The sequence below is a fragment of the Pseudomonas sp. H11T01 genome, assembly GCF_048515765.1.
In the GTDB taxonomy this organism is placed as follows: Bacteria; Pseudomonadota; Gammaproteobacteria; order Pseudomonadales; family Pseudomonadaceae; genus Aquipseudomonas.
On record NZ_JBLYED010000007.1, the window covers coordinates 41,660 to 68,158 of the forward strand.

The following is a 26,499-nucleotide window of genomic DNA, read 5'->3' on the forward strand; positions in this document are numbered from 1 at the left end:
GTTCCTCTTTGAAAAACGACAGGTTCTTAGGAAAGTGGTGGTCGGTCGGCTGCGGTGGCTGCAGTGGGGTTGGCGGGTTGTTCGAACACCTGCCAGCCCCCGCCCAGTGCCTTGTAGAGCTGCACGCTATCGAGCAGCAGGCGGGTGTTGCTTTCGTTGGCGTTCAGGCGTGCCGCCAGGCGCGCCCGCTGCGAATCCAGCAGCGGCAACAGGTCGATCTGCCCGCGGTTGTAGAGCGACTGGGCGCGGCTCTGCGCAGACTCCGCGGACGCGGCGGCCAATTGCAGCGACCCGGCGCGGCGGCGTTCCTGCGACAGCGTGACGAGGGCGTTCTCCACATCCTCAAGCGCCCGTACGATGCCGTCTTCGGCGCGCAGCAGCGCCTCTTGTTGAGCACTTTCGGCCGCCTCGTTGATCGCTTGCGTGCGCCCGGCATTGAAGATCGGCATCGCGAGCAGACCGGCCACGTTGGTGAAGCGTGCAACGCCGAGATCGGTGCCGTTCAGGTTCAGGCCCTGGTGGCCGAAGGACGCGCCGAGGAAAAGCCGCGGGAACCACTCGGCCGCGGCCTGCTGGCGGCGCGCATTGGCTGCGTCGACCTGCGCCATCAGCGCCAGCACGTCAGGTCGGCGTTGCAGCAGCGCGGCGGGTTGGCCCGGCTTGGCCTCGGGCACCGCCGCCACATCGCCACTGGAGGGCTGGATGCTCGCGGTATTGAAGGACTGGTCGGCGATCAGCACTGCGATGCGATGGCGCGACACAGCCGCCAGCGTTTCCAGCGGCGGAATCTGCGCCCGTGCCGACAAGGCGTCGGTCTGCGCGCGCTCGACGTCGAAGGCGGATGCCAGCCCCACCTGCTGGCGGGCGGTGACCAGACGCAGGGTCTCGTCCTGCATCGCCGAGATGGCGCGCAGCGTCGCGACCTGGCGCTGCGCGCCGACCAGTGTGAAGTAGTTGCTGACGACATCGCTCATCACCAGCAGACGTACGCCGCGCATGCTGTCCTCTGCGGCCAGTGCATCGGCGTCGGCCGCCGCTGCGCCAGCGCGCAGGCGGCCGCTCAGGTCGAGCTCCCACGAGACGTCCAGGCCCACACTGGTGGTCTTGGTATCCGGATAAGCCTGTTTCGTGGCCGAGTTGTAGCCGCTGCTGCGATCGCTGCCGGAGGCGGATGCGCCGACGCTCGGGAGCAGCCAGGAACGGCTGACCGTTTCGCCGGCACGCGCGGCGCGCAGGCGCTCGGCGGCAATCTTGACGTCGCGGTTCTCGCGCGCTGCTCGGCGCACCAGATCCGTCAGCGCCGGGTCATGGTAGACCTCCCACCACGCCGCCTCGGGTTCCATCTCGGAGGCCGTGCTCGCGGCGAAGTTGCTCGGCAGGTCGACCGACGGCTTGACGACCGGCGTGGAGCAACCGGCCAGGGCGAGGGCGAAAGACGCGACGAGCGCCACACCAACGACGACGCCGAGCAGGCGTTCGGCATGTTGCAGGGGCGTTTGCCCGGCGTATCGGACCAGTGGATGGGGGGTTGGAAGTCGCGGCATCGGATTGGACTCGTGTAGATTCGAGATGGCATCAGCGTAGGGCCCGGTGTGTGCGAAGTCGTCAGCGAAGCGTCGCCGTTCGGTCGCCATATCGAGCGCTCATTCAGGTTGGAGAGGTCACTCGCCGTCGGCATCTGCCGCGTGCTCGCCGGCCGCTGACGAGAGGTCCGAGGCAATCGACTCCAGCAACTCTTCGGCGGACGAAAACTCGCGCTGTCGTCCGGTGACCAGGTTTTCGAGGCGGCCCACGAGGGCCCCCGGCGCGGCATCGCTACGCAGCTTCACTACGTAGGAGCGGCGGCTCGGGTACTTGGATTCAGGGTTCAGGCTCATCGCAGACCAGGGGATCAAGAAAGTTCGACGACAGCGTAGGCCGCTCCCAGGGTCGAGTCGTAAGCGAAAGGTCAGACTTCGGTCAGGACAGCACCCGCCCTGCACAGAAATAGTGTCGCTTCAAGCCAACTTGGCAGCCTGAAGCAGCGAGCGCGCACGTTTCACCAGCTCGGTTCCGTCAGTTTCAGGTAACTGGTCAACCAGCGTCGCCAATGCCTGGTGGTCCTCGGCTGCGGCGTTGTGGTGCTCGCACAGCTCGACCAGCGCGAGCAGCTCCAGCCACGGCGCTTCCTGGGCGCGAGCCTCCTCAACCGCACGCCGCACCGCAGTGCTGCCGGCGTCGAGCCGGCCCTGCATCCGCGCAATCGCTGCCTCCAGTAGCAACAGTTGCGGCAGGTATACGCGCTCGCCCAGTTCCTCCCCCACTCGTAGTGCTTCCTCTAGCTCGACTCGCGCGGCGTCGCAATCACCCGCCAGCAGCAGCGCCTCGGCGGCGTAGCCGAGCACCTCGCTGGCACCGGAGCGCATGCCGAGCCCGGTGTGTTCCTCGTAGGCCTCGCGGATGCGACGGTAGCCGTCGCGCGGCGCGCCGTTGCGCGCGTCGGCCCAGCCGCGCCACCAGCGGCAAGCCGTACGCCCCAGTGCGAGCGAATACTCATCGACCAGCTTCTGCATGTTGTCAGCCAGCGCTGCTACACGCACAGGGTTCCCCATCCGCACCTCGATCAACACCTCCTGCCAGGTGGCGACCAGCCAGGTCATAGGTTGGCGAAGCGCCTGCGCGCGGGTCCGCGCCCGCTGCATGTGGGCTCGGCCTTGCTCAATCAGGCCAGAACGCACAAGTTCGATGGCCAGCATGCCGTGCAGCATGACCTGAGGGTCGGCCGCAAAGATCTCGTTCGCCCCGATGTCCAGCGGCTCGGCGATAGCGAGGGCGCGCTCTAGCCAACTGCGGGTCGTCTGCGTGCGACCCTGGAGGTGATGCACCTCGCCCTGCACGATGCACGCCGCCAGCATGAGCGCTGGATCGTTCGCCTCGGACGAGAGGGCTTCGGCGCGTTCCGCCACCTCCAGCGCCAGCGCATAGTCGCCGCGCAGACCAAGCAGATAGCCGAATCCGTGCAGCAGGCGACCGCGCATTGGATGCTCGGGTACACCCGCTAGCAGCGTGTATGCGCGTTCGAACGCGTTCTTGGCTTCGTTGCCGACACCGAACGTGTGAAAAGCCGACACCCCCTGCAGCGTGGCCAAGGTAATTTCGAGCGCATCGCGCTCCGTCCCTTCTGGTGCCTGCGTCAGCAGGACAAACGCGCGCTCAGTGAGGCCGATGCACAAGGCCGGGCTGAAGTGCAGCAGCGCGGCTTCTGCGGCCTCGGCGTAGTAGCGCAGCGCGATCATCGGTTGCCGAGCCCGGTCGAAGTGCATTGCCAGCTCCGAGGCAGCAACCGGCACGCCGGCCGTGCGCTCGCGTTCGAGGGCAGCGCCAACCTGGCGATGGAGGTGGGTGCGCAATGAGCGCGGCGTGCGGTCGTACAGCACCTGGCGGAAGAGGGCATGCCGGAACGAGTAGGGTAGCTCTACCGTCTCTTCAACGTCGGTGGCCTGCGACCGTGTGAGCCATACCTGTTCGCGCACCAGTTCCTCGCAGGTGTCGGCCACAGAAGCGAGGTTGCGCTCGAGGGCCAGCGAAACCGTCTCGACCCGGAATTCGACTCCGCACACCGCTGCCGCCGAGAGCAGCGCACGCTGCTCCTGTCCGAGCTTGGTGATGTAGTGATCAATGATGGCCGCAAGGTTCTCGGGGACCGCCAATCCCGCCAGCCGAGCCTCGATAGTGGCGTTGTCGTCCGCTGGGTCCATCACTTCACTGATGACTGACGACACGAACAACGGCACACCGTCAGTGCGCTCGTGCAAGGCACGCACGAAGGTTTCATCGCGCGCCAGCGAGGCTGAACGCAGCGCAACATAGCCAGCGACCTCGGTTTCCGAGAACGGATCGAGCACCACTTCCTCGCACAGACGTTGCAGACGCAGTTCGTGGCGCAACGAGCTGAGCGGATGATCGAGCGCTACCACCTCGGCGAGACGGAAGCTCGACAGCCACATAAGCCGCGTGCGGCCACGTCGCCGCGCCATATAGTCGATGAGCTGGACCGTCGCCCGATCGCTCCAGTGCAGGTCTTCGGTCACCAGCAACAGTGGTCGCTGCTCCGTGTAGCGGTCCAGCAGTTCGCCCATTTCCCGGAGCATGCGGTCCGGGCCGATGCCGGCAAGCTCGCGCCGCAATGCGTCTCGCTCCTCCATAGTGCTCAGCCACGGCAGTTGCAGCAGCCAGGTCGGCGCCACGTCGCGCAACAACGCCGGCAGAGTCGGGTCACTGCGGCATAGATCGGCCAACGCCTCCAGCACCGGCAGGTACGGTTCGCCGGTGCCGTAGTGTTCTACGCAATGGCCGCGTGCGCAGGCGATGCCGCCAAGGCTGGCAAGGAAATGTTCGATTAACGTGGTCTTGCCAATCCCCGGTTCTCCGGCGAGCCAGACCACGGCACGCTGTCCGCCATCCGCCCGCTCCCACGCCCGTTGCAGTCTTGAGACCTCGTCGGCGCGACCGATGAATGACGGCGACGGATGCGCGCCGGCCGCCGGTACCGTCGCGGATACAGGCGGCATCGAAGGTGCAGGGGAGGGCGCGGCGATGAAGCGATAGCCGCGCCGCGACACAGTCTCGATATAGCGGGGGTGCTTGGGGTCGTCGCCCAGCACCTTGCGCAGATCGCTGATGGCCGTCTTCAGCACCGAATCGCTGACGAACCGATGCCCCCACACTGCATCAAGCAAGGCATCCTTGGTCACCAGCGATCCCGGCTGGCGTGCAAGTGCGCACAGCAGTGTGAAGGGCGTTGGCGCCAAGGCCACGGCTTCTCCGTTACGTAGCAGGCAGGCGTTGGCCTCGTCGAGCTCGAACTCGACGAAGCGGAGCTGGACTGGATTCGGTTGGGGCTGCGGACGTGCCACGTTTGATTCCTAAAGACTAAAACAGAGTTGTGCGCTGTGGAGCATAGCTCCAATGACAACGCTGATCGGCTCAGAAGCCAAGCCTCACCGGTCGGAAACTGACAAAGACCTGGTGCGGTAATGATCTCAAAAATTAATGACAAAAATATCAATATTGAAATATTCATCATTTTTGCATACCTTCATATCGCCTGACGATGAGACCTGCGCGTCCCACGACTTCAATCACAACAAGGGCTCGATATGAACAACAACAAGAAAATTTCCGAACTGCCTCCCACCGCCGTCGATGTGCTGGTCGTCGGTAACGGTCCGGTAGGTGCGTCAATCGCGGCGCTGCTCGGCCGCTATGGGGTAAAGACACTGGTGCTGGACAAGCTCCATGAAATCGTACTGATGCCTCGTGCCATTGCTCTGGACAACGAGGCCCTGCGCATCCTGCAACTCGCCGGATTGTCGGAGGACGCGTTCGAGAAGATCGTTATCCCTGAAGTGAGGATGCACTCTCCGGTCCTCGGGCAATTCGGTCGAGCCAATACTGAAGGGTGTATTGATGGCCATCCCAAGCTTGTGACGTTCTATCAACCCGACCTTGAACGAGCGATGCGTGGCCAGGTTTCCCGACTGAAATCAGTGACCAGCCTGGGTGGTTTCGAGCTGGAGAGTCTGGTCGAGGAAGCGGATTGCGTGGTCGCCACCGTACGGGATCAGAATGGGCAATCGCATTCTGTTCGCGCCCAGTACGTGGTCGGTGCGGATGGCGCAAGCTCCAGGGTCAGAGCACTGATTGGCCAGGAGTTCGAAGGACAGACCTATGCGGAGGATTGGCTGATTGTCGATGTCATGAACCGACATCAGTCAGCGATTGATCACATTGAGTTTATCTGTGATCCGCGGCGGCCCACGCCGCACATGCCCGCTCCCGGTGGAAGGGAACGCTGGGAATTCATGCTGCAACCCGGCGAATCCCGGGAGGAGCTGGAAAGCCCGGAAAGCATAGCCCGGCTGATCGCCCCTTGGATCAACCCGCAGGAGCTGGAAATCGAGCGCAAGGCGGTGTATCGATTCCACGCGCGCTGCTGCAACAAATTCAGCAAGGGACGCATCTTCCTCGCCGGGGACGCAGCCCACATTACCCCGCCCTTTGTCGGGCAAGGTCTCGTAGCGGGACTTCGAGATGGCGCCAACCTTGCCTGGAAACTGGCCTGGGTACTTCGCGGCTATGCCGCGCCTTCAGTACTCGATACCTATGACGTAGAGCGCCGCCCCCATGCCCAGGCGATGATCAATCTAGCGAAACTCATGGGCCGCCTGGTGATGCCCAAAAACAAGATCGCAGCTTTCTTCATCCACGGCCTGATGCGCACGCTGGCGTTGACTCCCGCTACCAGAAGGTACTTTGAGCAGTTGGACATCAAGCCGAAGAACATCTTCAAACACGGTCTGTTTATGCAGCATCGTCGTGGTGACAAGCTGGTTCGTGGCAGTCTGTTTCCCCAAGCCTGGGTTCGTAACATGCAAAAGCAGATCAAACTGAGCGACGATGCTCTTGGAGACAACCTGACCCTGGTTGGATTCGGTGTTGACCCGCTGTCAGTGCTGACACCTGCTCAGATCGTTTCCTGGGAAAAAATGGGAGGCCACTTCTTACAGGTCAGAACATGCGGCCAGCGCTCCGGTGGCAGTTGCGACTTCATCGAAGACCTGAACCATGACATCCTGCCGCTGGCAGCTAAAGGCACGCTGGTCGCGGTTCGCCCCGACCGTATCATCATGCACCACGCCCCAGGCGCAGATGCAGGCAGTCTCATTCGAGACTGCATGGGCCTGTTGGCTAGCGCCGACGCCACTGCCGATAGCGTTTCCATTACCATTAACGAGCCCCCTCGATTAAGAGCCTGAAGATGCCTTCCCCCACTTTTCCTTCAGAAGCAACTGCGCAAGAGCCTCTCACTCGAGGCCACAAGAAGCGTGAACGCACCCGTCGCGGCCTGGTGGACGCGGCATTGCGTCTTGTCGCACGTAAGGAGGTGGGGGAGATTGCACTGCTCGAGGTCGCTGCGGAGGCGGCGGTATCCAACGGCACCATCTACAACTATTTTCGAACGCGCGACGAAGTACTCGAGGCGGTTGGCATCGCCATGGCGACCGAGTTCTCCGATGCCATTTCCGCCCTGAGCGCGGACGTGCACTGCGGCGCACAGCGGCTTTCGATTGGCGTGCGCATGTTCGTATGCCGGGCCGCCTACGACCATCAATGGGCCAACGCACTGCTGCGCATCATCCATTCCGATCAGGCCATGCGCTCGCGCTTGGCTGACCATGTGCTTGGCGACCTGCGTGAAGGTCTGCGCGCGGGCACTTTCGCTTACGAGGACGAAGGGATCGCCCTGGACTTGGTCGTATCCTGCACAACCGGAGCCATGCGCTCGGTTGTCGAGGGGCGCACGGTGGCGGAGCACGATATGCGGGTCGCCGAGATGATTCTCAAGGCTCTGGGCGTAACACCCGCCAAAGCCAAGAGAATCGCCGGTAAGCCGCTACCTTGATGTCATCCTCGACCCGCTAGGCTTGGCCAATCCATAACCGGTAGTTCTTCGCCTGGCGACGAGACTTCAGCTGATTGCCGATCAATGCCATGAGTGGCGACGTCCCGGGTTTTGTCCGCTTGCCTTGGCTCAGCAAGCCGAGCTGCTTCTTGACCACCGACGCCACTGCAAGCGATGCCAGCGCCTTGTTCTTCCAGCGGACGACGATGGGCTCCACTTCAGTGTCCTGACCTGCCATCCACTGGCTTGGCAGGTCCGGCTCGATGGCCAACGCCGTGGCAAGCCCCACCATCGACACCGAGCCGCTCACCACTCGCTCCGCAACCTCCTTTCTACGCACGCCGCCGGTGACCATCAGCGGCATGCGCGCTATTTCTCCTATTTTCTCCGCGAACTCGAGAAAATAGGCTTCTCGGGCCAAGCGGCTGCCATCGCGGGTCTGCCCCTGCATCGCCGGGCTTTCATAGCTGCCACCTGACAATTCGACCAGGTCGACCGCCTTGGCGTTGAGCATTTCCACCACGCGAGCCGCATCCTCGGCATCGAAACCGCCTCGCTGAAAGTCCGCGGAATTGAGCTTCACCGCGACGCAAAAGGTCGCGGCCACTCGCTGACGTATCGCATCGATGGTTTGCAGGAGAATGTGCGCACGATTTTCCAGGCTGCCACCCCAGCGGTCGCTACGCCGGTTGGTCAAGGGCGAAAGGAATTGGCTGAACAGGTAGCCATGCGCTGCATGAATCTCCACGCCGGTGAATCCGGCACGCTCGGCCAGCGCTGCAGCATGGGTATAGCGCTCAATCAGTTCTTCGATCTCCTGCTCATTCAAGGCCCTGGGCGGTACAAAAGCCTTTGATAGTCCGGGAATGTCGACGGCAACCGCGGAGGGCCCCCGTGCCGATTGCCCCATTGAAGCCAATAGCTGCCGTCCGGGATGATTGATTTGCATCCAGGCCTGGGCTCCACGACTGCGGCAAGCATCGGCCCATAGCTTGAATTTGCCCAGGTTCCGATCGTCCTCAAGCACCACGCCGGCCGGTCCGGTCAAGGCGCGGCGATCAACCATGACGTTGCCAGTGATGATCAGACCGGCCCCACCGTCCGCCCAACGCCGATAGAGCCTGGCCAGCGCTTCCCCTGGAGCGTGGTCCTCATTGGCGAGGTTCTCCTCCATGGCAGCCTTGGCGATTCGGTTTGGAATCACCACGCCATTAGGCAATCGAAGCGGTTCGAAGAGCTTTGAGCCGGTCATGTTCTGTCCTTCAGTTAATGAAAAGTCGGCCAGCCATCGCTAAGGGTCATACCGTTTGAGCTCCGTCTGCACAGTGCTTGCTCAGGTTGTTGAGGTCCTGGTTTGTATCGATGGGCCGGCTTGATGGTCTGCCGAGAAGGCGAGCCTGAGACACGACATAATTGAACATGCGTGTTCAATTGTGTCAATGTGTAGGACTTTCATTGGTCCGGGGACATCGATCAAAACATCCGAATTATTAGGTTTCAGGCGGGTTTTCAGACAGAAAAACCTACACGCTTAAAAATATTGTTGACGAAAAATGAACACGAGTGTTCAATCGGTCCATAAGGTAATCCTGGAGAGAGAACCGTGGAATCCCTAAATCCAACACAGCGCCGCATTCATCAAGCCGCCTTCCGCCTGTTCGCTGAAAGAGGCACCTCACAAGTGAACATCCTCGACCTCGCGCAAGAGGCAGGCGTGGCGCGCGGAACGGTTTATAGCAACATCGACAGCATGGAAAGCCTGTTCGAGGCGGTCGCCAGCCATCTCGCGAGGGAGATGCATGAGCGCGTCAACAAGAGCTTCAATTCCCTCTCCGATCCGGCTCAGCGCCTTGCCAATGGCATTCGATTCTTCATTCGTCGAGCGCACGAGGACTCTCAGTGGGGGGCATTCATTCATAAATTCGCCATGAGCAATTCTTCGTTGCGCGAAATGTTTAGCAGCCAAGCGACTACGGATCTTCTGAGCGGACTTTCCAGTGGGCGGTACACGTTTGCGCAGGAGCAATTGCTCTCAGTACTGACGCTGATATCGAGCTGCGTCCTCGGATCAATTTTTTTGGTTCTGGAAGGGCACAGAACGTGGCGCGAATCGGGATCTGACACGGCCGAGCTAGTGCTGCGGGCATTGGGTGTGCCTCATGAGGAGGCTAGAGCGCTGGCGACCAAAGAGTTGCCGGCACTTCCCCCTCTCGACTGAGCGCGGTAACCGACTCAACAAAAACACCTCTGGCATTTTCAGGGGTTCGGGGATCGCTTTGCCCTAAGAAACCGGAAAACAAGAACAATGAACAACAAAAATCAAATGCCCCAGTTGGCGACACAACATCCGGCCCGGCATCCGCAACCGACGGTGAAGGCCCTATGTCTGACTCACCTGATCTTTCAAAGGCCGGACTTGAACGAGGCTGCGCGTTTCCTGACTGACTTCGGCTTGACAGTCAGTCATCAGAGCGCCGATACGCTCTATCTGCGCGCCACTGAACCGGCTCCCTATTGTTACCGTGTCCACCGTGCAGAAAATGCGGGCTTTGTCGGGTTCGGACTGGCAGTCCAATCGCTCAAGGATCTGGTAAAGCTGACGCAAATTCCAGGCGCGTCACCGGTCGAGAAATCGGCACATCCTGGCGGCGGGCATTACGTCAGACTGACCGATCCTTCCGGGTTCATCGTGGAAGCAGTTTGCGACCAGGCTCCCAGTAAAACCCTGGTACACAGAGCCCCACTTCATTGGAATCTGGCGCACGAGCAACCGCGAATCAACTCCACGCAGCGCCCGCCGATTGCACCGCCTGAAGTACTCAAACTTGGCCACATCGTGATTGAAGTGGCCGACTACCAGGCGACCTGTGCCTGGTATGCGCAGCATTTCGGGTTTATTCCCAGCGATGTGCAGGTACTCCCCGACGGCACGCCTATCGTCGCCTTCATGCGCCTTGACCTGGGTGAGATTCCAACGGCTCACCATACGCTCGCGATAGCGCAAGGGTTCATGGCTACCTATAGCCATAGCGCCTATGAGGTCGTCGATGCAGACGCGGTGGGCATGGGGCAGCGCGTCCTGCGGGAGCGGGGTTGGGAGCACTCGTGGGGAATTGGCCGGCACATTCTGGGCAGTCAGATCTTCGATTACTGGCAAGACCCTTGGGGCGATAAGCACGAGCATTACTGCGACGGGGACCTCTTCACGGCCATACAGCCTACGGGCATTCATCCCGTGAGCCCCGAGGCAATGGCGCAGTGGGGGCAGCGCATGCCCAAGAGTTTTACAAAACCCAAGATGAGCTTGACCAATATTCGTGTGCTGATCCGTAACCTGCGACGCAGCCCGGACCTGACAATTCGCAAGTTGATAACACTCATGCGGATGTTCGGGTAGATCCGCCAACTCTTCCACAGAACAACACCACAGTTCTCGTGCTGCCGCGCGCGGGACAAACACTGCTCCAGGAGTACCTTCAATGTCTGCTGTACACGTAGTCCGCTTTGAGTTTCAGAACGGTATCCACTGGGGCGTGCTACGCCAAGGCCGTATCACGGTTGTCCCCGGTGTTTTTGAAACCACCGGTGACTTCATTCGCCAGAACAGCATCGACGACCTCGCTCGAATGAAAGGCTCTGAGCTTGCGGAGGGCGAAGTGAAACTGCTGTCGCCGGTGACCCGTAACCAGCAGTTTGTCTGCCAGGGCGCCAACTACCGTCAGCACATGATCGAGTCGGGCATGGACCCGGATGCGAAGAAATTCAACATGATCTTCACCAAGGCGACGAGTTGCCTGGTGGCGGCTGACAGCGACCTGATCAAGCCGCGCAACGTGCGCTTCCTTGACTACGAGATCGAACTGGGGCTGGTGATGAAACGCGCGATCACCGGCGCCGTTGCTGTTACCGACGCCAATCTGCATGAGTTCATCGCAGGCGTCGTCATCGTGAACGACTACTCGGCTCGTGACATTCAGATTCCGCAAATGCAGTTCTACAAGGGCAAGAGCTTCCGCACTTTTGGTCCGGTCGGGCCCTACCTCTGCCTGTTGGATGCCAAGGACATGCATTACCTGAAAGCACTGCAGCTGCGCCTGACGGTCAACGACCAGGTGCGACAGAACGACAGCACGGCGAACCTGGTTTACGGCCCCGCTGAAACCCTGACCGAGCTCTCCTCCCTGCAAGATCTCGCCGTTGGAGACCTGATCGCCACCGGCACTCCTGCGGGCTGTGCTCTGACAATACCTTCACCCGCCAAACAGCGCATTGCGGCCCTGATGCCAGAAGCCACCAAGTGGAAACTTTTCCTCAAGGCGCAGGAAGGCCGGACGCAGTATCTCAAGGCAGGTGACGTGGTCGAGGCGCGCATTCGCAGCGCCGATGGTGTGATCGACCTTGGCGCGCAACGCAACCGAGTCGTGGGGGAAGCCTGATGACGGTGCAGACCCTGAGCGACATCGAAAATATCGAACAAGTCCCGTTGTCGGAGCGTGGCCTGGCTTCCAGCACTTATGAAGCGCTGAGATGTGCCGCCGGGCGCACTCCCGACGCGCCCGCATTGAGTTTCTTCGCCGACGCCACAGACTTCAAAAGCACCCACGACTGGAGCTATTCCGAGCTCTTCGCGGATATCACTCGCGCGGCGAATGCCTTCCATGACCTGGGCATAAAACCGGGCGAGGTGCTTGCCTTCATCCTGCCCAACCTGCCGGAAACCCACTTCACTCTATGGGGCGGGGAGGCGGCGGGCATCGTCATGGCGATCAATCCAATGCTTGAGGCCAAGCAGATGGCTGGCTTGCTGAATGCCGCGAAGGCATCCGTGGTGGTGACGCTCGCGCCGACTGCGGGCAGCGATCTGTGGCCCAAATTGGCCTCGCAGCTGGATCAGTTACCCACGGTCAGGTCTGTCGTTTGGGTCAGCATGGAGCCCTATGTCGCCGAACCAGTGCGTGGCGCTCTGAAAGCAGCGGCACTGAAAGTACGAGACTTACACCACGGTATCGCGATCCACGATTGGCAATCGCTGATGAATACTCAGCCGTACACACACCTGAAGAGCGGTCGGCAAATCCGCCAGGATGAGCGCTCCTCCTACATCTGTACGGGCGGTACCACCGGGCTCCCAAAGATCGCCGCGCGAACCCATGGCTCGGAAGTATTCAATGCATGGGCCATGGCCGCTCACATGCAGCCACGCAGTAGTGGCCAGGTTATCTTTTGTGGCCTGCCGCTGTTTCATGTCAATGGACAACTGGTGACTGGACTGATGCCTTGGACTCAAGGCGACCATGTGATCCTTGGGACGCCTCAGGGGTATCGTGGCGAGGGGGTGATCCCGCGATTCTGGGAGATAGTCGAGCACTTCGGTATCAACTTCTTTTCCGGCGTACCCACTGTCTATGCGGCACTTTTGCAAAATGAATGGCAGGGTCGCGACCTATCCAGTCTTCGCTATGCAATGTGTGGCGCCGCCCCCATGCCGGCTGAGCTTCTCCGAGAATTCGAGCGCCGGACGGGGCTAAAGATCCTTGAAGGTTACGGTCTTACTGAGGGCGCCTGCGTTTCCTCAATCAATCCACCCCATGGTGAGCGCCGTATCGGCTCCATTGGGATACGGATTGCCTACCAGAATATGCGTGCAGTCTTGCTCAATGACTCTGGAGAGTACCTGCGCGATGCCGACGTGGATGAGATCGGCCTGATCACGATCAGTGGTCCGAACCTCTTCGATGGCTATCTGGAGGAGCGTCATAACCAGGGCCTTTGGATCGATATCGACGGTCAGCGCTGGCTGAATACGGGCGATTTGGGTCGCCAGGATGCGCAGGGTTACTTCTGGCTGACCGGACGCAAGAAGGAGTTGATCATCCGCGGCGGCCACAACATCGATCCCAAGCAAATCGAGGAGGCTCTGCAAGCGCATCCCGCGGTCGCCTTGGCCGCTGCAATCGGCAGCCCCGACGTCTACTCGGGCGAGGTGCCGGTCGCCTACGTTCAACTGCGACCCGGGCAAGCCTGCAACGCCGAAGAACTTGAGGCGTTCGCTCATCTCAACATCAGCGAGCGGGCAGCAGTTCCCAAGCGCATTGAAATCCTCGAAGCACTGCCACTGACTGCTGTGGGCAAGATATTCAAGCCTGCCTTGCAGCAGCGGGAGATTGCCAGAGTGGTCCATCAGGAAGTGGAACGCCTGTGTCTGCGGGATATTGCGGTAGAGGTGGTACAGGATGGTCGTCGTGGGCTAGTCGCATGCATCCGGGCCGGGGCCGATGAGGAAAACCTGGCCCTCCTTCTAGGTCGCTACAGCTTTCAAGTGGAGTGGCTTAAATGAGTCCGAATTTGCCTCCGTAAGCCCGGCAAGCATGCCCTGGTGCTGTTCAGCCAGGGCCTTTACACAACTTCGGTCAACTTCAGCTGGCACTGACAAGTGCACAGGAAGGCGAAGCCTTGCCTGCGTGCAATCAACAAAAACAATAAAGAGGTGGAAAATGAAACTGAATAACCGTGCGATTCCTTATTTCTCCGCTCCGCGAGCAAGTGCTGCCTGGATTAAGTTTACCGGCGCCATCGCAATACTCACCGTCTCAACAACCGCGGGCGCCAATGGCATTGCCCTTAACGAACAAAGTGCCAGCAGTGCGGGAACTGCGTATGCGGGAAGGTCGTCATCCGCGCTGGACGCCAGCACCCTCTATGGAAATCCTGCAGGCTTGACCAAGTTGAAGCGTAGTGAGATTTCCGGCGGGGCCGCGATCGTCTCGGTGAGCGACGACATTAGTGATGCGCAGAGCAGTGCCTCAGGAACGAATAAGGGTAACTCGGTACCTTTGGGGGTCGTGCCCTTCGCCTATATGTCGACGCCGCTTGATGATCGTCTTTCGATTGGTCTTGGCCTCTATGCTCCGAGTGGTCTGATCAATGACTACGAGAGCAGTTTTCAGGGCCGCTACCATGGTTCCTATAGCACGACCAAGGAAATAACCCTGCAGCCCACCATTGCCTATCGGATCAATGATTACGTGTCCATTGGTGGCGGACCGACCATAAACCGTTTCAATGCAAAGCTTCAGAATTACCTGGCCACCGGCGTCCTGAACAACGGCGAGGACACACGGGTCACCATCAAAGGCGATGACACGGCATTGGGCTACAACCTCGGCATCTTGTTTGACTTGAGTGATGCGACGAGTTGGGGGATTAACTATCACTCAAAAGTGGATTATCACCTCAAAGGGCATACTGAGGTTTCCGGCTCCCCGAGCGTTGTCCCGCTGGACGGAAAGTATGACAACAAGATAGACATCACTATGCCCGAATCAGTGGACACGTCCATCACCCATCATTTCAATAGTCGCTGGACGGGATACCTGGGGACCACCTGGAAACGTTGGAGCCGGATCCAGAAGGTCGAGGCAGTCAACAGCGGTCTTTCCCCCCTGGGCCAGGCGGCTGGCCTGGGAACCGTGACCGAAGAAATGAACTGGCGCGACACGTGGTCCACCGCAGTTGGCGCATCCTATCAATTGAACCAACAATGGCTGCTGCGCGCAGGCTACGCCTATGATCCGTCGCCAATCAGGAATGCCGATCGCAGCGTGCGCATTCCGGTTGGTAACCGCCAAGCCGTGACCTTGGGCGGCGCTTATTTGCCGAATCCCGATCTGACGATAGACTTTGCTTATGGTTATCTCTGGGATTCCAAAGTCTCAGTAAAGCAGTCAAACAACTCCGGTCTTCAACCTGAATACAGTGCCAACTACGAAAATAGTGCGAATGGAATTTCAGTGCAGGCAACCTATCGGTACTAATCGACACGACACCCATTTTCGCAAGCCTTCCTGAAGGTTTACTTTTGATAGATATTCAAGGGTAAGAGACGGTTGTTGGCCCAGCTTTGCCAGTCGTCACCGACTGCTTTTGGCCGATTGGCGCCGTCGTGCCGGCGCGGCTCCAGAACGCAATGGCAACCGCCACCAGCAAGAGCGCGGCCGAGATCAGCAATGCGCTCCGCACGCCGCCCATGACGGCCGCGCCGGTGCCGCCCGCTACGATGGCGCCGAAGATGGCGACCCCGGTTGCGCCGCCCACCTGGCGCGCCGTGTTCAGCACGGCCGACGCCGTCCCCGCCTGGTGCCGTTCGACGCTGGACAAGATCGACGTTGTCATGGCCGGCACCGCGAAGCCCATGCCGATTGGGATCAGCGCCAGGCCCGGGAGCATGTCGAGGAAGGTCGCATGGTCCGAAATGCCGAAGGTGCCGAGCAGCGCGTAGCCGGAGCAACCGATCAGGCCGCCACCCACCATGAGCGCGCGCAGTCCGGTGCGCGCCGACAGGCGGCCGACGGCGATGTTGGAAAAGAAGGCCGTTCCGGTCAGCGGCAGGAAGGTCAGGCCGGTCTCCATCACCGTATAGCCGCGCACTTTTTGCAGGTAGAAGCTGAGCACGAAAATCAAGCCGTAATAAGTGAAATTGGCTAGCACGCCAAACAGCACTGCGCCCGAAAAACGCATGCTGTGGAACAGTGTCAGCGGCAGCATCGGCGCCCGCACGCGGCTCTCGACCATCAGGAAGGCGCCGCCGGCGACGACGGCCAACGCAAAGCCGCCTTGCACCACCAGGCTGGAAAAGCCCAGTGCGTGCACCTCGATCACCGCGCCAATAAAGCCGATCAGCGCGAGCACCGACAGCAGTTGGCCCGGCAGATCGAAGTGGCGCGACGGTTCCTTGCTCACCATGCGTGGCACGACGTAATACGTCAGCGCGAAGCCGATCACGCAGATCGGCACATTGACCCAGAAAATGCTGCGCCAGCCCGCCGTCGACAGCAGCAGGCCGCCGATCACAGGGCCGGCCGCGATCGACACGCCGCCGGCCGCCGTCCACCAGCCGATCGCCTTGGCCAGCATGTTTTTATCGTGGGCATAGGTGGCATTGAGGATGGCTAGCGAACTGGGTACGAGCAGCGCCGCGCCTACCCCTTGCGCGGCCCGCGCCACGTTCAGCGCCATCGCCGAAGGCGCCAGCGCGCAGGCGATGGAGGCCAGCGTAAACAGGGCGAAGCCCTTCAGGAACACGCGCTTGGAGCCAAATTTATCGGCCATCACCCCGGCCGACAGCAGAAAGGTGGCGAATCCCAGCGTGTAGGCATCGATCACCCACTGCAGGGCGCTGACCTCGGCGCCCAGCTCCGCGCCCATCTTGGGCAGCGCGACATTGACGATGGTGACGTCCAGCTGGACGATGATAAAGGCGAAGCTGCTGGCTAGCAGCACTGCCAGTGACCTCTGCTGCGCCGCCGGGTTTGAGGTTATATGCATCTTTTTTCCTATAGACACGCTGAAAAATGCCGACCTAAATCCCAAAAGCGTCGTCCTGCTATCGCAACGGAACGGCCTGATTGGAGACCAGCGTCGGTGGCGATGCATTTTTCGGCGTTTGAGGGAAGGGGGGTCGGTTGCGGTGGTTTGACGTCGAATGCAATCCGTCCGGTGGGCAGAAAAGTCAGCGAGATGACTGCGCCATCTTTACTTCCGGGAGGCCGCCATCACACAGGCAGTTCAGACCCGCGTGCGCGCCCCCATCATTGAGCGGCACCACCAAATTGATCTCGCCGTACGGTTGCAAGTGATAACGGCTGCGCAAGCTGACCTTTTGCGGAAGGGGGAGCGCGCGGAAAGTTAGTCTTTGCTGCTGTTGAATTGGGCCCGGAACATTGCAGTTCGTCCTTGCGCAAAGGGTCATGTGGGGCTCCTTGCGATTGCCGCAAAGGGCCCCGTTGGCATCCCTTACCGACCGGCGCTCTGGCCGCCGTCGACGTGTAGGATTTCTCCCGTGATGAACTCTGCTGAATCCAGGAATACGACAGCGCTGGCGACTTCGCTCGCTTCGCCCATGCGGCCCAGCGGATGGAAGCTGCCTAGCATTTCGTGGTGTTCCACAGGATGCATAGGCGTCTTGGTGACGCCCGGCGCGACGGCGTTCACGCGGATGCCTCGCTGGGCGTATTCAATCGCCAGCGCTCTGGTGGCGGCGTTCAAACCACCTTTGGTCATCGCCGCCAGTGCCATATGCGCACCGCTGATGCCGTTGTCGATGCTGGCGGTGACAGTAACCACGTGGCCGCTCGCATGCTTTTCCATTTCGGCGATGGCAAGTTTGGTGATGTGATAGAAGCCAGCCATATTCACGTTCATGACGGCGTTGTAGTCTTCGATGGTGTACGCGGTGAAAGGCTTGCCGATGTAGATGCCGGCGTTGTTCACTAGTGTGTCGATCCGGCCAAATCGCGCGACACCTTCGCAAATGACACGCTGGGCGGTCGCCGGATCACCGATATCACCAGCTACCGCCAGAATGTTCGGGTCGTCGGACGGCTTGATCGTACGAGAGGTCGCAACAACGCGGTAGTCGAGCTTTCGAAACGCCTTCACGACTTCAGCGCCTATGCCTTGCGACGCGCCGGTAACGACGACAACCCTTTGTGATGCACTCATGCTTTACTCCGAAAATTAGATAGTTGGGTTCAAGGCCGATCTCGCCGACGGCTTCTATGCCAGCACCTGTACCCGGCAGGACCAGTAATTTTCTAACTACCGATGAGTAAATTTTATGAGTTATGGGTTTTCACTGAAGCGATAGCTGCGATGATTTTGGGACATCTCCTACGCATTCTCGGCCACCATCTCTAAATTTCCAGAATCTTGTGTATTTGAAATGTCGAACGGTTGCCGCGCAAAGACTTCGATAGCTGAGTGATCGCAATTGCCACAGGCTTAACGTGACACCTTGTAAATGCTTGAGCCGGGCCAAATGATGATGACGCTGGATGTGAGCGAATGACGGCTTCTGAGGATGAGTGACTCGACAGCGGAATCACACTCGGCTGTTCCCTGGAGCAAGCGATGCAGGTGGCGGGTTTCCATGGGGTATTCCAGATACGATTTCGACGATAAAAGGGGGCGAAACATGATCAAACCACAGTGGGCTGCAACTCGTGCACCAGTTCAATCAGTGCGCGCAATCGCGCCGGCACGAAGCGATGGCCCGAGTAGTAAAGCCTCAACCCGCCAAACGACGGGCACCACGGCATCAGCACCGGCACCAGGGCGCCGCTTGCCAGTTCTTCCTGTATGAACCACTCGGAAATGAAACCGATGCCAAGGCCCAACAACACGGCCTGCTTGATGGCCAGCAACTCGTTGAGCGCGAAGCGCACCGGCAGGTCCATCTGCAACTTCTGGCCGTCGCGCTCCAGTTCCCAATGGTAGAGGCCACCGTGGGCCATGCGCATGCCGATGCTCTGGTGGGTGAGCAGGTTTCGTGGGTGCTCGGGCACGCCATGGCGCTCGAGATACTCGGGCGTTGCCACCACGAGCATCCGGATGTCACCTGACAGCGCCACGGCAATCATGTCTTGCGGTACGGACTCTGCCAGGCGAATCCCGGCGTCGAAGCCCCCGGCGACGATGTCGACCATGCTTGATTCGCTGACGATGTCGATGCACACCTCGGGATAGCGCTGAGCGTACTGCTTGAACAACGGTTCCAGCAGCAGGTAGGCCGCGCCATGCGGTGCATTGATGCGCAGTGTGCCGCTGGGTTCGTCGGGGCCGACGCTGGCCTCTTCGTCGGCACTTTTGATCTGCGCCAAGGCAGGGGCAATGCGCTCCACATAGCGTTGCCCGATGTCGGTGAGGGCAACGCTACGCGTGGAGCGATTGAACAGGCGCACCTTCAGGCGCGCTTCCAGGCCGGCCACCGCGCTGCTCACGGCGGTGGTGGACATGCCCAGTTCCTGTGCCGCGCCACGAAAGCTGCTGCGGCGCGCAACGGCTAGAACCACTTCCAGCTCGGTCATTCCTGTTCTGTGCATGGATTGTCCTGAAAATGCGGATGCTTCATAAGCCAAAGGGTAGCTTATCGGAACAATTAATCCTTCTTAGACTTCGCTTCACAGAGACTCGATTCAGGCGAGTCATTTTGAACGAGGAGTCGCCATGCAGCGCATTGAACATATCTACATCAACGGCGAGTTCGTCATCCCCCACGGTCAGGAATGGTTCGACCTTCATAACCCGAGCACCGAGGAAGTCTTCGGTCAGGTTCGGTTGGGCGATGCACTGGACGCACAGCGTGCCATCGCAGCCGCCAAGGCTGCGTTCCCGGCCTGGTCTCGTACCCGTCGGGAGGAACGCATTGCGGCACTGCAACGTATGCACCGGGCCATGGCGGCAAGGGAGGAAGAGCTGTTGGAAGCCATCCTTTTGGAATACGGCGCGCCGGCGGTTCGCGGGCGCTGGATGGCGACTTATCCGGCGGATGTGATTGCACAAGCGATCGATGCACTGGAGGCGTTCGATTTCGAGGAACAGGTCGGCATGGCCAGGGTCATTCTGACGCCCGTGGGCGTTACCGGTCTGATCACGCCCTGGAACAGCAATGCGGGCTTCATCTGTAACAAGCTGGCCACCGCGCTGGCGGCAGGCTGCACCGCCGTCATCAAGCCCAGCGAGATGAGCGCGTTGCAGACGCAGGTCGTGGTCAGGGCGTTGCACGAAGCGGGGCTGCCACCGGGTGTATTCAATATCGTCAACGGACGGGGCGGTGTGGTTGGCGAGGAAATCGCCCGCCATCCCGACGTTGCCAAGATCTCGTTCACGGGTTCGTCCGCTGTCGGTCAGCATCTGGTAAGAACCGGCGCCGACACCATGAAGCGCGTGACGCTCGAACTCGGCGGCAAGTCGCCCACCGTGGTGCTCGACGATGCGGATTTCCAGGCGGTCATGCCGTTGGTGCTGCAAGCCGGATTTCTCAACAGCGGCCAGGCTTGCATCGCGGGCACTCGCATCCTTGTGCCGCGCAGCCGGCTGGCAGAGTTCGAGAGGGTTGCGAAGGCGGGCGTTTCACAGATTCAATCGGGCGATCCGCGCAACGCCGACACCGACATCGGCCCAATGGTGAGCCAGAAACAATGGGAACGGGTGCAGCGCTACATCCGTATCGGCCAGGAAGAAGGCGCGAGGTTGCTGGCGGGTGGCGAAGGTCGCCCGGAAGGCTTGCACGCCGGATGGTTCGTGAAGCCCACAATCTTCACTGATGCCAACAACCGGATGCGCATCGCGCGTGAGGAAATCTTCGGCCCCGTGCTGACTATCATCCCCTACGAGGATGATGCTGATGCGATCAGCATTGCCAACGATACGGACTATGGGCTGAGCGCCCTGGTGCTGGGAAAGAGTTCCGAACGCTGTATGAACGTCGCCCGTCAGATCGATTCGGGACGCGTGCTCATCAACACCCTGGCCCACGAACCGCGTGCCCCCTTCGGTGGATTCAAGCATTCAGGCCTTGGGCGCGAAATGGGCAGGTGGGGGATGAGCGCGTATCTGGAGCCGAAGACGTTGGTCACGTATGACCCGTTGAAATGACCGGGTCGGGTTCCTGTCTGGGAGCACTGGGTGGGGAATGGCTGCCAGCGTCCGCTCTTGGCCGATTGTGTTGAAAAAGTCGGCTTCGGTTTCCACGGCAGAAAAGTGCGCGTCTGAGATTGAAATCTGTGTTTAGCGCAGAAGGTTCAGGACTCAGATTTGACGTAGCGGCGTGCAAAAAAGGCGCTTTCACCGCTCAATGCATGGGTCACCAGGCCGGGTCGACTTTTTCAACACAATCGGCCGATTGCAGTCTGTCGCGAGGGGCTGCCTCCACCCATAGCCGCCTTTCATATCCAGGTACATCAACCTGCCCTGTGTCCAACAAGGGCCGAAAGACCCGGTCCAGAATCGTTACGTTGTCGGGCTTGCTGCTTCCAGGTTTCTTAGCAACCACTCGCTGAAGCTTCGTGCATTGCTCTCACTGTCACGATGGGTCAGCAAGGCCCAGTTCGGGCCGCGAATGGTTTGCTCCACCAAGGGTTGCAACAATCCGTTGGCGCGTGCCTGCTGACTTAGTAATTGGCTGACCAGGGCGATACCCAGTCCCGCGCAGGCGGCGTCCAGCAGCAGGCCGGGGTCGGAGAAGTTCAGCCCCTGATCTTGCTGGCCGACATCGATGCCAGCCTCTACCGCCCAGTGACTCCAGTCCATTTCCCGCTCGCCGTGAAGGGTTGTGCGCTGTTCGCATGGCAGCGCCAACAGGCTCGGGTGACAAGCAGGGTAAAGGCGGTCGGCGTGCAGCACCTTGAAGCTGCACTGCGCTTGGGAACTGATGTCATCGCGCACCGCGAGGTCGATGGTCTGGGTGGCCATGTCCGGAACTTCATCCGTACTGAAAATCCACAGATCGACCTCCGGATGCTGGCGGCGAAAATCCCCCAAGCGTGGCAGCAGCCAGTGACGGGCGAACGCCGGGGTGGTGTTGAGGACCAGTTGGTTGGGTTTTTGGTACTGCCCGAGGCGGCGAATGCCCACGGCAAGTTGTTGCAGCAGCGCCTGGGTGGTGCTGAGCAGGTCGTGACCCGCATCGGTCAGGCTGACGCTACGTCCACTGCGAAAAAACAAGGGTTGTTCAAGGTACGCTTCAAGGCTGCGTATCTGCTGGCTGATGGCCGATTGGGTGAGGTGCAACTCGGCGGCAGCCTTGTGGAAACTGCCCAGTCGGGCGGCTGCTTCAAACCCGCGAAGGGTGCTGAGCGGTGGCCAGTGCTTGAGCATATTGATAAGTTCCTCTAATCACTTTTCTGCAAAATCCATCGTTTGTTTGCCCGTTTTTACAGCCGTAGCATGCATGCCAAGACCGCCAAGGCAGTTTTGTTGAACACAATGGCTTAACTAAAAGGGCTTTTTATCATGCAGCATGTCATGCAGCAGAATGAAATTCGAAACAGTGGTTGGATGATGCCGGCAGAATGGGTCAGGCACGCCGCAACCTGGATGGTTTGGCCGCACAACACAGCACTCTGGGAGTCCGGTTGGGGCGTGACATTGCCGCTGGTGCAAGAGGACTTCGCTCGCGTGGCCAACGCCATTGCCCGTTTCGAACCGGTGAAACTGGTCGTCGACCCTTGCGCTGTCGCCAGTGCCAAAGCGTTATGTGGACCCAACATCGAACTGATCGAATTGGCGGTGAACGACAGCTGGTGTCGGGACTCCGGCCCGAGCTTCGTCTGCCACCCGCAACAAGGCTTGGCCGGTGTGAGCTGGCGCTTCAACGCGTGGGGCGGCAAGTCGGCCCATGATCTGGACGAAAGCCTGGCTCGTCGCGCACTCAATCACTTGGGCGTGGAGTGCTTTGGTACAGCGCTGAGTAACGAAGGCGGGGCCATCCATGTGGACGGCGAGGGCACGCTGATCACCACCGAGTCGGTATTGCTCAACCCCAATCGCAACCCGGGCATGGACAAGGCGCAGATGGAGGAAATCTTCACGCGTCTGCTGGGTGTGAAGAAGACGATCTGGCTGCCGGGCGATCCGGACTATGTGACCGGCGACATGACCGACGGCCATGTCGATGGCGTGTGCGCGTTCGCGCGCCCCGGGGTTTTGCTGGTGGACGCCACCCATGATCAGCAATCGGTGTATGCCGAAGTGGCTCGCGAAAATCGCCGTGCTCTGGAGCTGGCCACTGATGCCCAAGGTCGAAAGTTCGAGCTGATCGAGCTGTATGAAGCCACCGATGCGGTGGACACCGAAGCTGAAGTGTTCTGTGCCTCGTACACCAATTTCTACATCGCCAACAAAGCCATCATCATGCCGGCCTATGGCATTGATGCCGACAACGTTGCAGCCGCCTTGCTGGGGCAGGCGTTCCCCTGGCGCGAAGTGGTGCCGGTGCGGATCAATCACCTGGCCCATGGCGGTGGCGGTGTGCATTGCATCACGCAGCAACAGCCTGCCTGGCCGGTGGAGGGCTGATGCCATGACGCTTCTAACAATCGCCACAACCCAGATGTCCTGCACCTGGGACCTGCAACACAACCTCGATCAGGCCGAGCAACTGGTGCGCGAAGCCGCGGCCAAGGGTGCGCAGATCATCCTGCTGCAAGAGCTGTTTGCCACACCGTATTTTTGCATTGAGCAAAGCCATAAGCATCTGGCGCTGGCCGAAGAATTTCGAGACAGCCATGTACTCAAGCGCTTTGCCGCGCTGGCCAGGGAGTTGGGTGTGGTGCTGCCGCTGAGCTGGTTCGAGAGGGCTGGTAATGCTTACTTCAATTCGTTGAGCGTGGCCGATGCCGATGGGCGCCTACTGGGGGTGTATCGCAAGACACACATTCCCAACGCCATTGGCTATCAGGAGAAGGAATACTTCAGCCCCGGCGATACCGGTTTTCGTGTCTGGGACACAGCTTTTGGGCGCCTCGGTGTGGGGATCTGCTGGGATCAGTGGTTCCCCGAGACCGCCCGCTGCCTGGCGTTGATGGGCGCTGAAGTCTTGCTGTTTCCCACCGCCATCGGTTCTGAGCCTGGCTGCGCGACGCTGGATTCCCGTGACCACTGGCAGATGACCATGCGCGGCCACGCCGCCGCCAATCTGCTGCCAGTGGTGGCTGCCAACCGCATCGGCCGCGAGGTGGCCACCACCGATCCTGCCCTGCAAATGAGCTTCTACGGCTCGTCCTTTATCTGCAACCACAAGGGTAAGTTGCTCGCCGAGGCCGACCGCGACAGCACCGGTGTGCTGGTGCATGGCCTGGACTTGGCGGCAATGGGCGAAGAGCGTTTGAGCTGGGGTATTTACCGCGATCGCCGTCCAGACATGTATGGCGCGCTGTTGACTCAGGACGGTCGTGACCTCAATGCGCGCTGGAAAACTCAAGGGGTTTGATATGCACACGATCAACAAGTTGTTGAGCGGCGCCCTGGGCCTGGCTTTGGGCTGTGCCTTGCCGGCGCTGCACGCGGAAGAGAAAACCCTCAGGCTGTACAACTGGGCCGACTATTTTGCCGAGGACACCCTCAGCAAGTTCACTGCCGAAACCGGGATCAAAGTGATCTATGACGTCATGGATGGCAGTGAAACGCTGGAAGCCAAAATGCTGGCCGGCGGCAGCGGTTATGACCTGATCTTCCCGGGTGACACCGTTGCCGAACGCTTGATGCGCGCCGGCAGCCTGCAACCGCTGGACCGGTCAAAACTCACGGCCCTGGATGACATCGAACCCGGCTTGCAGACGCTGCGAACGCATTACGAGTATTCGCGCCAGGCCACCGTTCCCTACACCTGGGGCACCATCGGCCTGACCTACAATGCCGAGCAAATCAAACAGCGCATGCCGGATGCCCCGGTCAACAGCCTCGACATGTTGTTCAAGCCGGAACTGGCTGCCCGGTTCGCCGATTGCGGCATCTCGATGATCGACTCGCCCGATGAAGTGCTGGCGGTGGTACTCAACTACCTGGGCCGAGAACCACGCAGCGCCAAGCCTGAAGACCTGAGGGCGGCGAGTGAGCTGCTGCTGAAACTGCGGCCCTACATCCGCAAGTTCCAGTCGCAGCCGGTGACCGACCTGGTGAACGGCAACCTGTGCCTGTCGCTCGGTTACAGCGGGGACATGACTCAAGCGCAACGGACGTCGGATTCCGCAGGCAAGAAAACCACGTTCCAATACCGTGTTCCCCGTGAAGGCACCACGGTGTGGATGGACACCATGGCGATTCCGGTCGACGCCAAACATCCGGAGTACGCCTATGCGTTCATCAACTTCGTCATGCGCCCGGAGAACATGGCGGCCATCAGTAACTTCACCGGTTACCCCACCTCCAATGCCAAGGCCCGTCCGAGCGTCGATGCGACCATGCGCAACAATCCGGATATTTACCTCAACGATGCCACTTATGAACGGCTGATTCCCGGCAAGGACATCCCCCAGTCCGACATGCGGGCGCGCATGCGAACCTGGACCAAGTTCAAGACGGCCAACGCGAAATGAGTACATATTCCTGGGATCAACACATGTCGACGCGTCGCGAGTTCATCAAGCAGGTATCGGTAGTGGCTGGTTTGGGCGCAGCAGCATTCATCGGACTTGGCCTGACGCCCTTGCACGTGCAAGCAGCGACCCAAGTCCGTTGGCGCATGCCGGATGAGGGCGACAGACACCAGCGAGCCTTCATCGCTTTTGGCGCACAAGAGGCCATCTGGGAGGACTTCACTCCCGACGTGCAAGCGGCCATCGGCCTGATCGCTCGCACCATCGCCCGCTATGAGCCGGTCACCGTTTTCTGTCGCGAAAGCGAACGGAGTCTGGCTGAAGAACTCTGCGGTACGGCTAACATCGCCTACGTCACCACCGAACTCGACGATATCTGGATGCGCGATATCGGCGCCAACTTTGTCATCGATGGAGAAGGCAGGCTCGGCGCCGTAGATTTCAACTTCAACGGCTGGGGCAACAAACAGCAGCATGACAAGGATGCGCAGTTGGCGGCTTTGGTTGTCGACACCGTGGATGCCGTTTACATCCGCAGCGAGTTAGTGGGTGAGGGCGGTGGTATCGAAGTGGATGGTCACGGCACGGGGATCATGACCGAAAGCAGCTGGGTCAATACCAATCGCAACCCCGACTGGAGCAAGGCCGAGGTCGAGCAAGAGCTGAAAGCCCGCCTGGGCTTGCGCAAAATCATCTGGCTGCCAGGTATCAAAGGCAAGGACATCACTGACGCCCATGTTGATTTCTACGCCCGTTTCGTCAAGCCAGGCGTCGTGATCGTCAACCTCGACAACGACCCTGACTCATACGATTACAACGTCACGCGTGCCCATTTGGATATTCTCAAAAATGCCACGGATGCCGATGGTCGCAAGGTGCAGGTGCATTCCATGTCGCCACCGCTCAATCCACGAAAGAGCAAGTTCAGCCGCAACACCCCGGATTTTGCTGCCGGCTACATCAATTACTTCGTCATCAACGGAGCGGTCATTGCGCCCGAGTTTGGTGACAAGGCGGCCGATACCAGAGCCTTTGACCTGTTGTCTGAACTCTATCCTGAACGTGAGGTGGTTCAGCTCAACATCGACGCCATCTCTGCCGGTGGCGGCGGCATCCACTGCGTGACCAGTCATCAACCGGTAACATAGTCTGGATCTTGTCGAAGAACGGCTTGGTCAGATC

The 26,499-nt window shown here is 60.1% G+C and carries 20 protein-coding genes; 12 read left to right on the plus strand and 8 right to left on the minus strand.

Features of this window, described 5'->3' with window-relative positions; genetic code table 11:
• Positions 1–26 precede the first annotated feature (26 nt).
• The 3 genes from ACN1C3_RS11215 to ACN1C3_RS11225 form a co-directional block, all read right to left on the minus strand.
• Positions 27–1,544 carry an efflux transporter outer membrane subunit gene (locus ACN1C3_RS11215; RefSeq protein ID WP_419116093.1) on the minus strand — a complete coding sequence of 506 codons (1,518 nt, stop codon included), beginning with the start codon at positions 1,542–1,544 and terminating at the stop codon, positions 27–29.
• A gap of 117 nt (positions 1,545–1,661) precedes the next feature.
• Positions 1,662–1,877 (minus strand): hypothetical protein, encoded by a 216-nt coding sequence (locus ACN1C3_RS11220; RefSeq protein ID WP_419115880.1) that lies wholly within the window; start codon positions 1,875–1,877, stop codon positions 1,662–1,664.
• A 120-nt stretch (positions 1,878–1,997) separates the two neighbouring features.
• Positions 1,998–4,895 (minus strand): AAA family ATPase, encoded by a 2,898-nt coding sequence (locus ACN1C3_RS11225; protein ID WP_419115881.1) that lies wholly within the window; start codon positions 4,893–4,895, stop codon positions 1,998–2,000.
• A gap of 243 nt (positions 4,896–5,138) precedes the next feature.
• Between ACN1C3_RS11225 and ACN1C3_RS11230 the strand changes: the two genes are divergently transcribed.
• A complete protein-coding gene (locus tag ACN1C3_RS11230) occupies positions 5,139–6,797 on the plus strand; it encodes a bifunctional 3-(3-hydroxy-phenyl)propionate/3-hydroxycinnamic acid hydroxylase (protein ID WP_419115882.1) in 1,659 nt (552 codons plus the stop codon).
• Between the two features lie 2 nt (positions 6,798–6,799).
• Positions 6,800–7,444 carry a TetR/AcrR family transcriptional regulator gene (locus ACN1C3_RS11235; protein WP_419115883.1) on the plus strand — a complete coding sequence of 215 codons (645 nt, stop codon included), beginning with the start codon at positions 6,800–6,802 and terminating at the stop codon, positions 7,442–7,444.
• Positions 7,445–7,460: 16 nt separating this feature from the next.
• On the opposite strand, the gene ACN1C3_RS11240 is transcribed toward ACN1C3_RS11235, so the two are convergent.
• Complete coding sequence (locus ACN1C3_RS11240; RefSeq protein WP_419115884.1) at positions 7,461–8,696, minus strand: NADH:flavin oxidoreductase/NADH oxidase family protein; 1,236 nt, start codon at positions 8,694–8,696, stop codon at positions 7,461–7,463.
• A 351-nt stretch (positions 8,697–9,047) separates the two neighbouring features.
• Between ACN1C3_RS11240 and ACN1C3_RS11245 the strand changes: the two genes are divergently transcribed.
• The 5 genes from ACN1C3_RS11245 (at position 9,048) to ACN1C3_RS11265 (ending at position 15,258) form a co-directional block, all read left to right on the plus strand.
• Complete coding sequence (locus tag ACN1C3_RS11245) at positions 9,048–9,662, plus strand: TetR/AcrR family transcriptional regulator (protein WP_419115885.1); 615 nt, start codon at positions 9,048–9,050, stop codon at positions 9,660–9,662.
• 87 nt (positions 9,663–9,749) lie between these two features.
• Positions 9,750–10,841 (plus strand): VOC family protein, encoded by a 1,092-nt coding sequence (locus ACN1C3_RS11250; protein ID WP_419115886.1) that lies wholly within the window; start codon positions 9,750–9,752, stop codon positions 10,839–10,841.
• Positions 10,842–10,923: 82 nt separating this feature from the next.
• The gene (locus ACN1C3_RS11255) at positions 10,924–11,880 is read left to right on the plus strand and encodes a fumarylacetoacetate hydrolase family protein (protein WP_419115887.1); all 957 of its coding nucleotides are present in this window, start codon (positions 10,924–10,926) and stop codon (positions 11,878–11,880) included.
• Positions 11,880–13,781 (plus strand): acyl-CoA synthetase, encoded by a 1,902-nt coding sequence (locus ACN1C3_RS11260; protein WP_419115888.1) that lies wholly within the window; start codon positions 11,880–11,882, stop codon positions 13,779–13,781. Before ACN1C3_RS11255 ends, ACN1C3_RS11260 begins: the two co-directional genes overlap by 1 nt.
• A 157-nt stretch (positions 13,782–13,938) precedes the next feature.
• Positions 13,939–15,258 (plus strand): outer membrane protein transport protein, encoded by a 1,320-nt coding sequence (locus tag ACN1C3_RS11265; RefSeq protein ID WP_419115889.1) that lies wholly within the window; start codon positions 13,939–13,941, stop codon positions 15,256–15,258.
• A gap of 55 nt (positions 15,259–15,313) precedes the next feature.
• Here ACN1C3_RS11265 and ACN1C3_RS11270 read toward each other — a convergent pair whose 3' ends face one another.
• The 3 genes from ACN1C3_RS11270 to ACN1C3_RS11280 all read right to left on the minus strand — a co-directional run bounded on the left by ACN1C3_RS11270 (position 15,314) and on the right by ACN1C3_RS11280 (position 19,323).
• Positions 15,314–16,768: an MFS transporter gene (locus tag ACN1C3_RS11270; RefSeq protein ID WP_419115890.1), complete on the minus strand. Its 1,455-nt coding sequence runs from the start codon at positions 16,766–16,768 to the stop codon at positions 15,314–15,316.
• A gap of 468 nt (positions 16,769–17,236) precedes the next feature.
• Positions 17,237–17,944, minus strand: coding sequence for an SDR family NAD(P)-dependent oxidoreductase (locus ACN1C3_RS11275; protein WP_419115891.1), 708 nt, complete (start codon positions 17,942–17,944; stop codon positions 17,237–17,239).
• Between the two features lie 476 nt (positions 17,945–18,420).
• On the minus strand, positions 18,421–19,323 hold the full coding sequence (locus ACN1C3_RS11280) for a LysR family transcriptional regulator (protein ID WP_419115892.1): 903 nt from the start codon (positions 19,321–19,323) through the stop codon (positions 18,421–18,423).
• A 124-nt stretch (positions 19,324–19,447) separates the two neighbouring features.
• On the opposite strand from ACN1C3_RS11280, the gene ACN1C3_RS11285 reads away from it, so the two are divergent.
• Complete coding sequence (locus tag ACN1C3_RS11285) at positions 19,448–20,878, plus strand: aldehyde dehydrogenase family protein (protein WP_419115893.1); 1,431 nt, start codon at positions 19,448–19,450, stop codon at positions 20,876–20,878.
• 354 nt (positions 20,879–21,232) lie between these two features.
• Here ACN1C3_RS11285 and ACN1C3_RS11290 read toward each other — a convergent pair whose 3' ends face one another.
• The gene (locus tag ACN1C3_RS11290) at positions 21,233–22,099 is read right to left on the minus strand and encodes a LysR substrate-binding domain-containing protein (RefSeq protein ID WP_419115894.1); all 867 of its coding nucleotides are present in this window, start codon (positions 22,097–22,099) and stop codon (positions 21,233–21,235) included.
• A 147-nt stretch (positions 22,100–22,246) separates the two neighbouring features.
• Here ACN1C3_RS11290 and ACN1C3_RS11295 point away from each other — a divergent pair, with 147 nt between their 5' ends.
• The 4 genes from ACN1C3_RS11295 to ACN1C3_RS11310 are packed head-to-tail and all read left to right on the plus strand — an operon-like array spanning position 22,247 to position 26,465.
• Positions 22,247–23,299 carry an agmatine deiminase family protein gene (locus tag ACN1C3_RS11295; RefSeq protein WP_419115895.1) on the plus strand — a complete coding sequence of 351 codons (1,053 nt, stop codon included), beginning with the start codon at positions 22,247–22,249 and terminating at the stop codon, positions 23,297–23,299.
• 4 nt (positions 23,300–23,303) lie between these two features.
• A complete protein-coding gene (gene aguB, locus ACN1C3_RS11300) occupies positions 23,304–24,212 on the plus strand; it encodes an N-carbamoylputrescine amidase (protein WP_419115896.1) in 909 nt (302 codons plus the stop codon).
• A gap of 1 nt (position 24,213) precedes the next feature.
• A complete protein-coding gene (locus ACN1C3_RS11305; RefSeq protein WP_419115897.1) occupies positions 24,214–25,317 on the plus strand; it encodes an extracellular solute-binding protein in 1,104 nt (367 codons plus the stop codon).
• Positions 25,318–25,340: 23 nt separating this feature from the next.
• The gene (locus tag ACN1C3_RS11310) at positions 25,341–26,465 is read left to right on the plus strand and encodes an agmatine deiminase family protein (RefSeq protein WP_419115898.1); all 1,125 of its coding nucleotides are present in this window, start codon (positions 25,341–25,343) and stop codon (positions 26,463–26,465) included.
• The last annotated feature ends 34 nt before the right edge of the window (positions 26,466–26,499 follow it).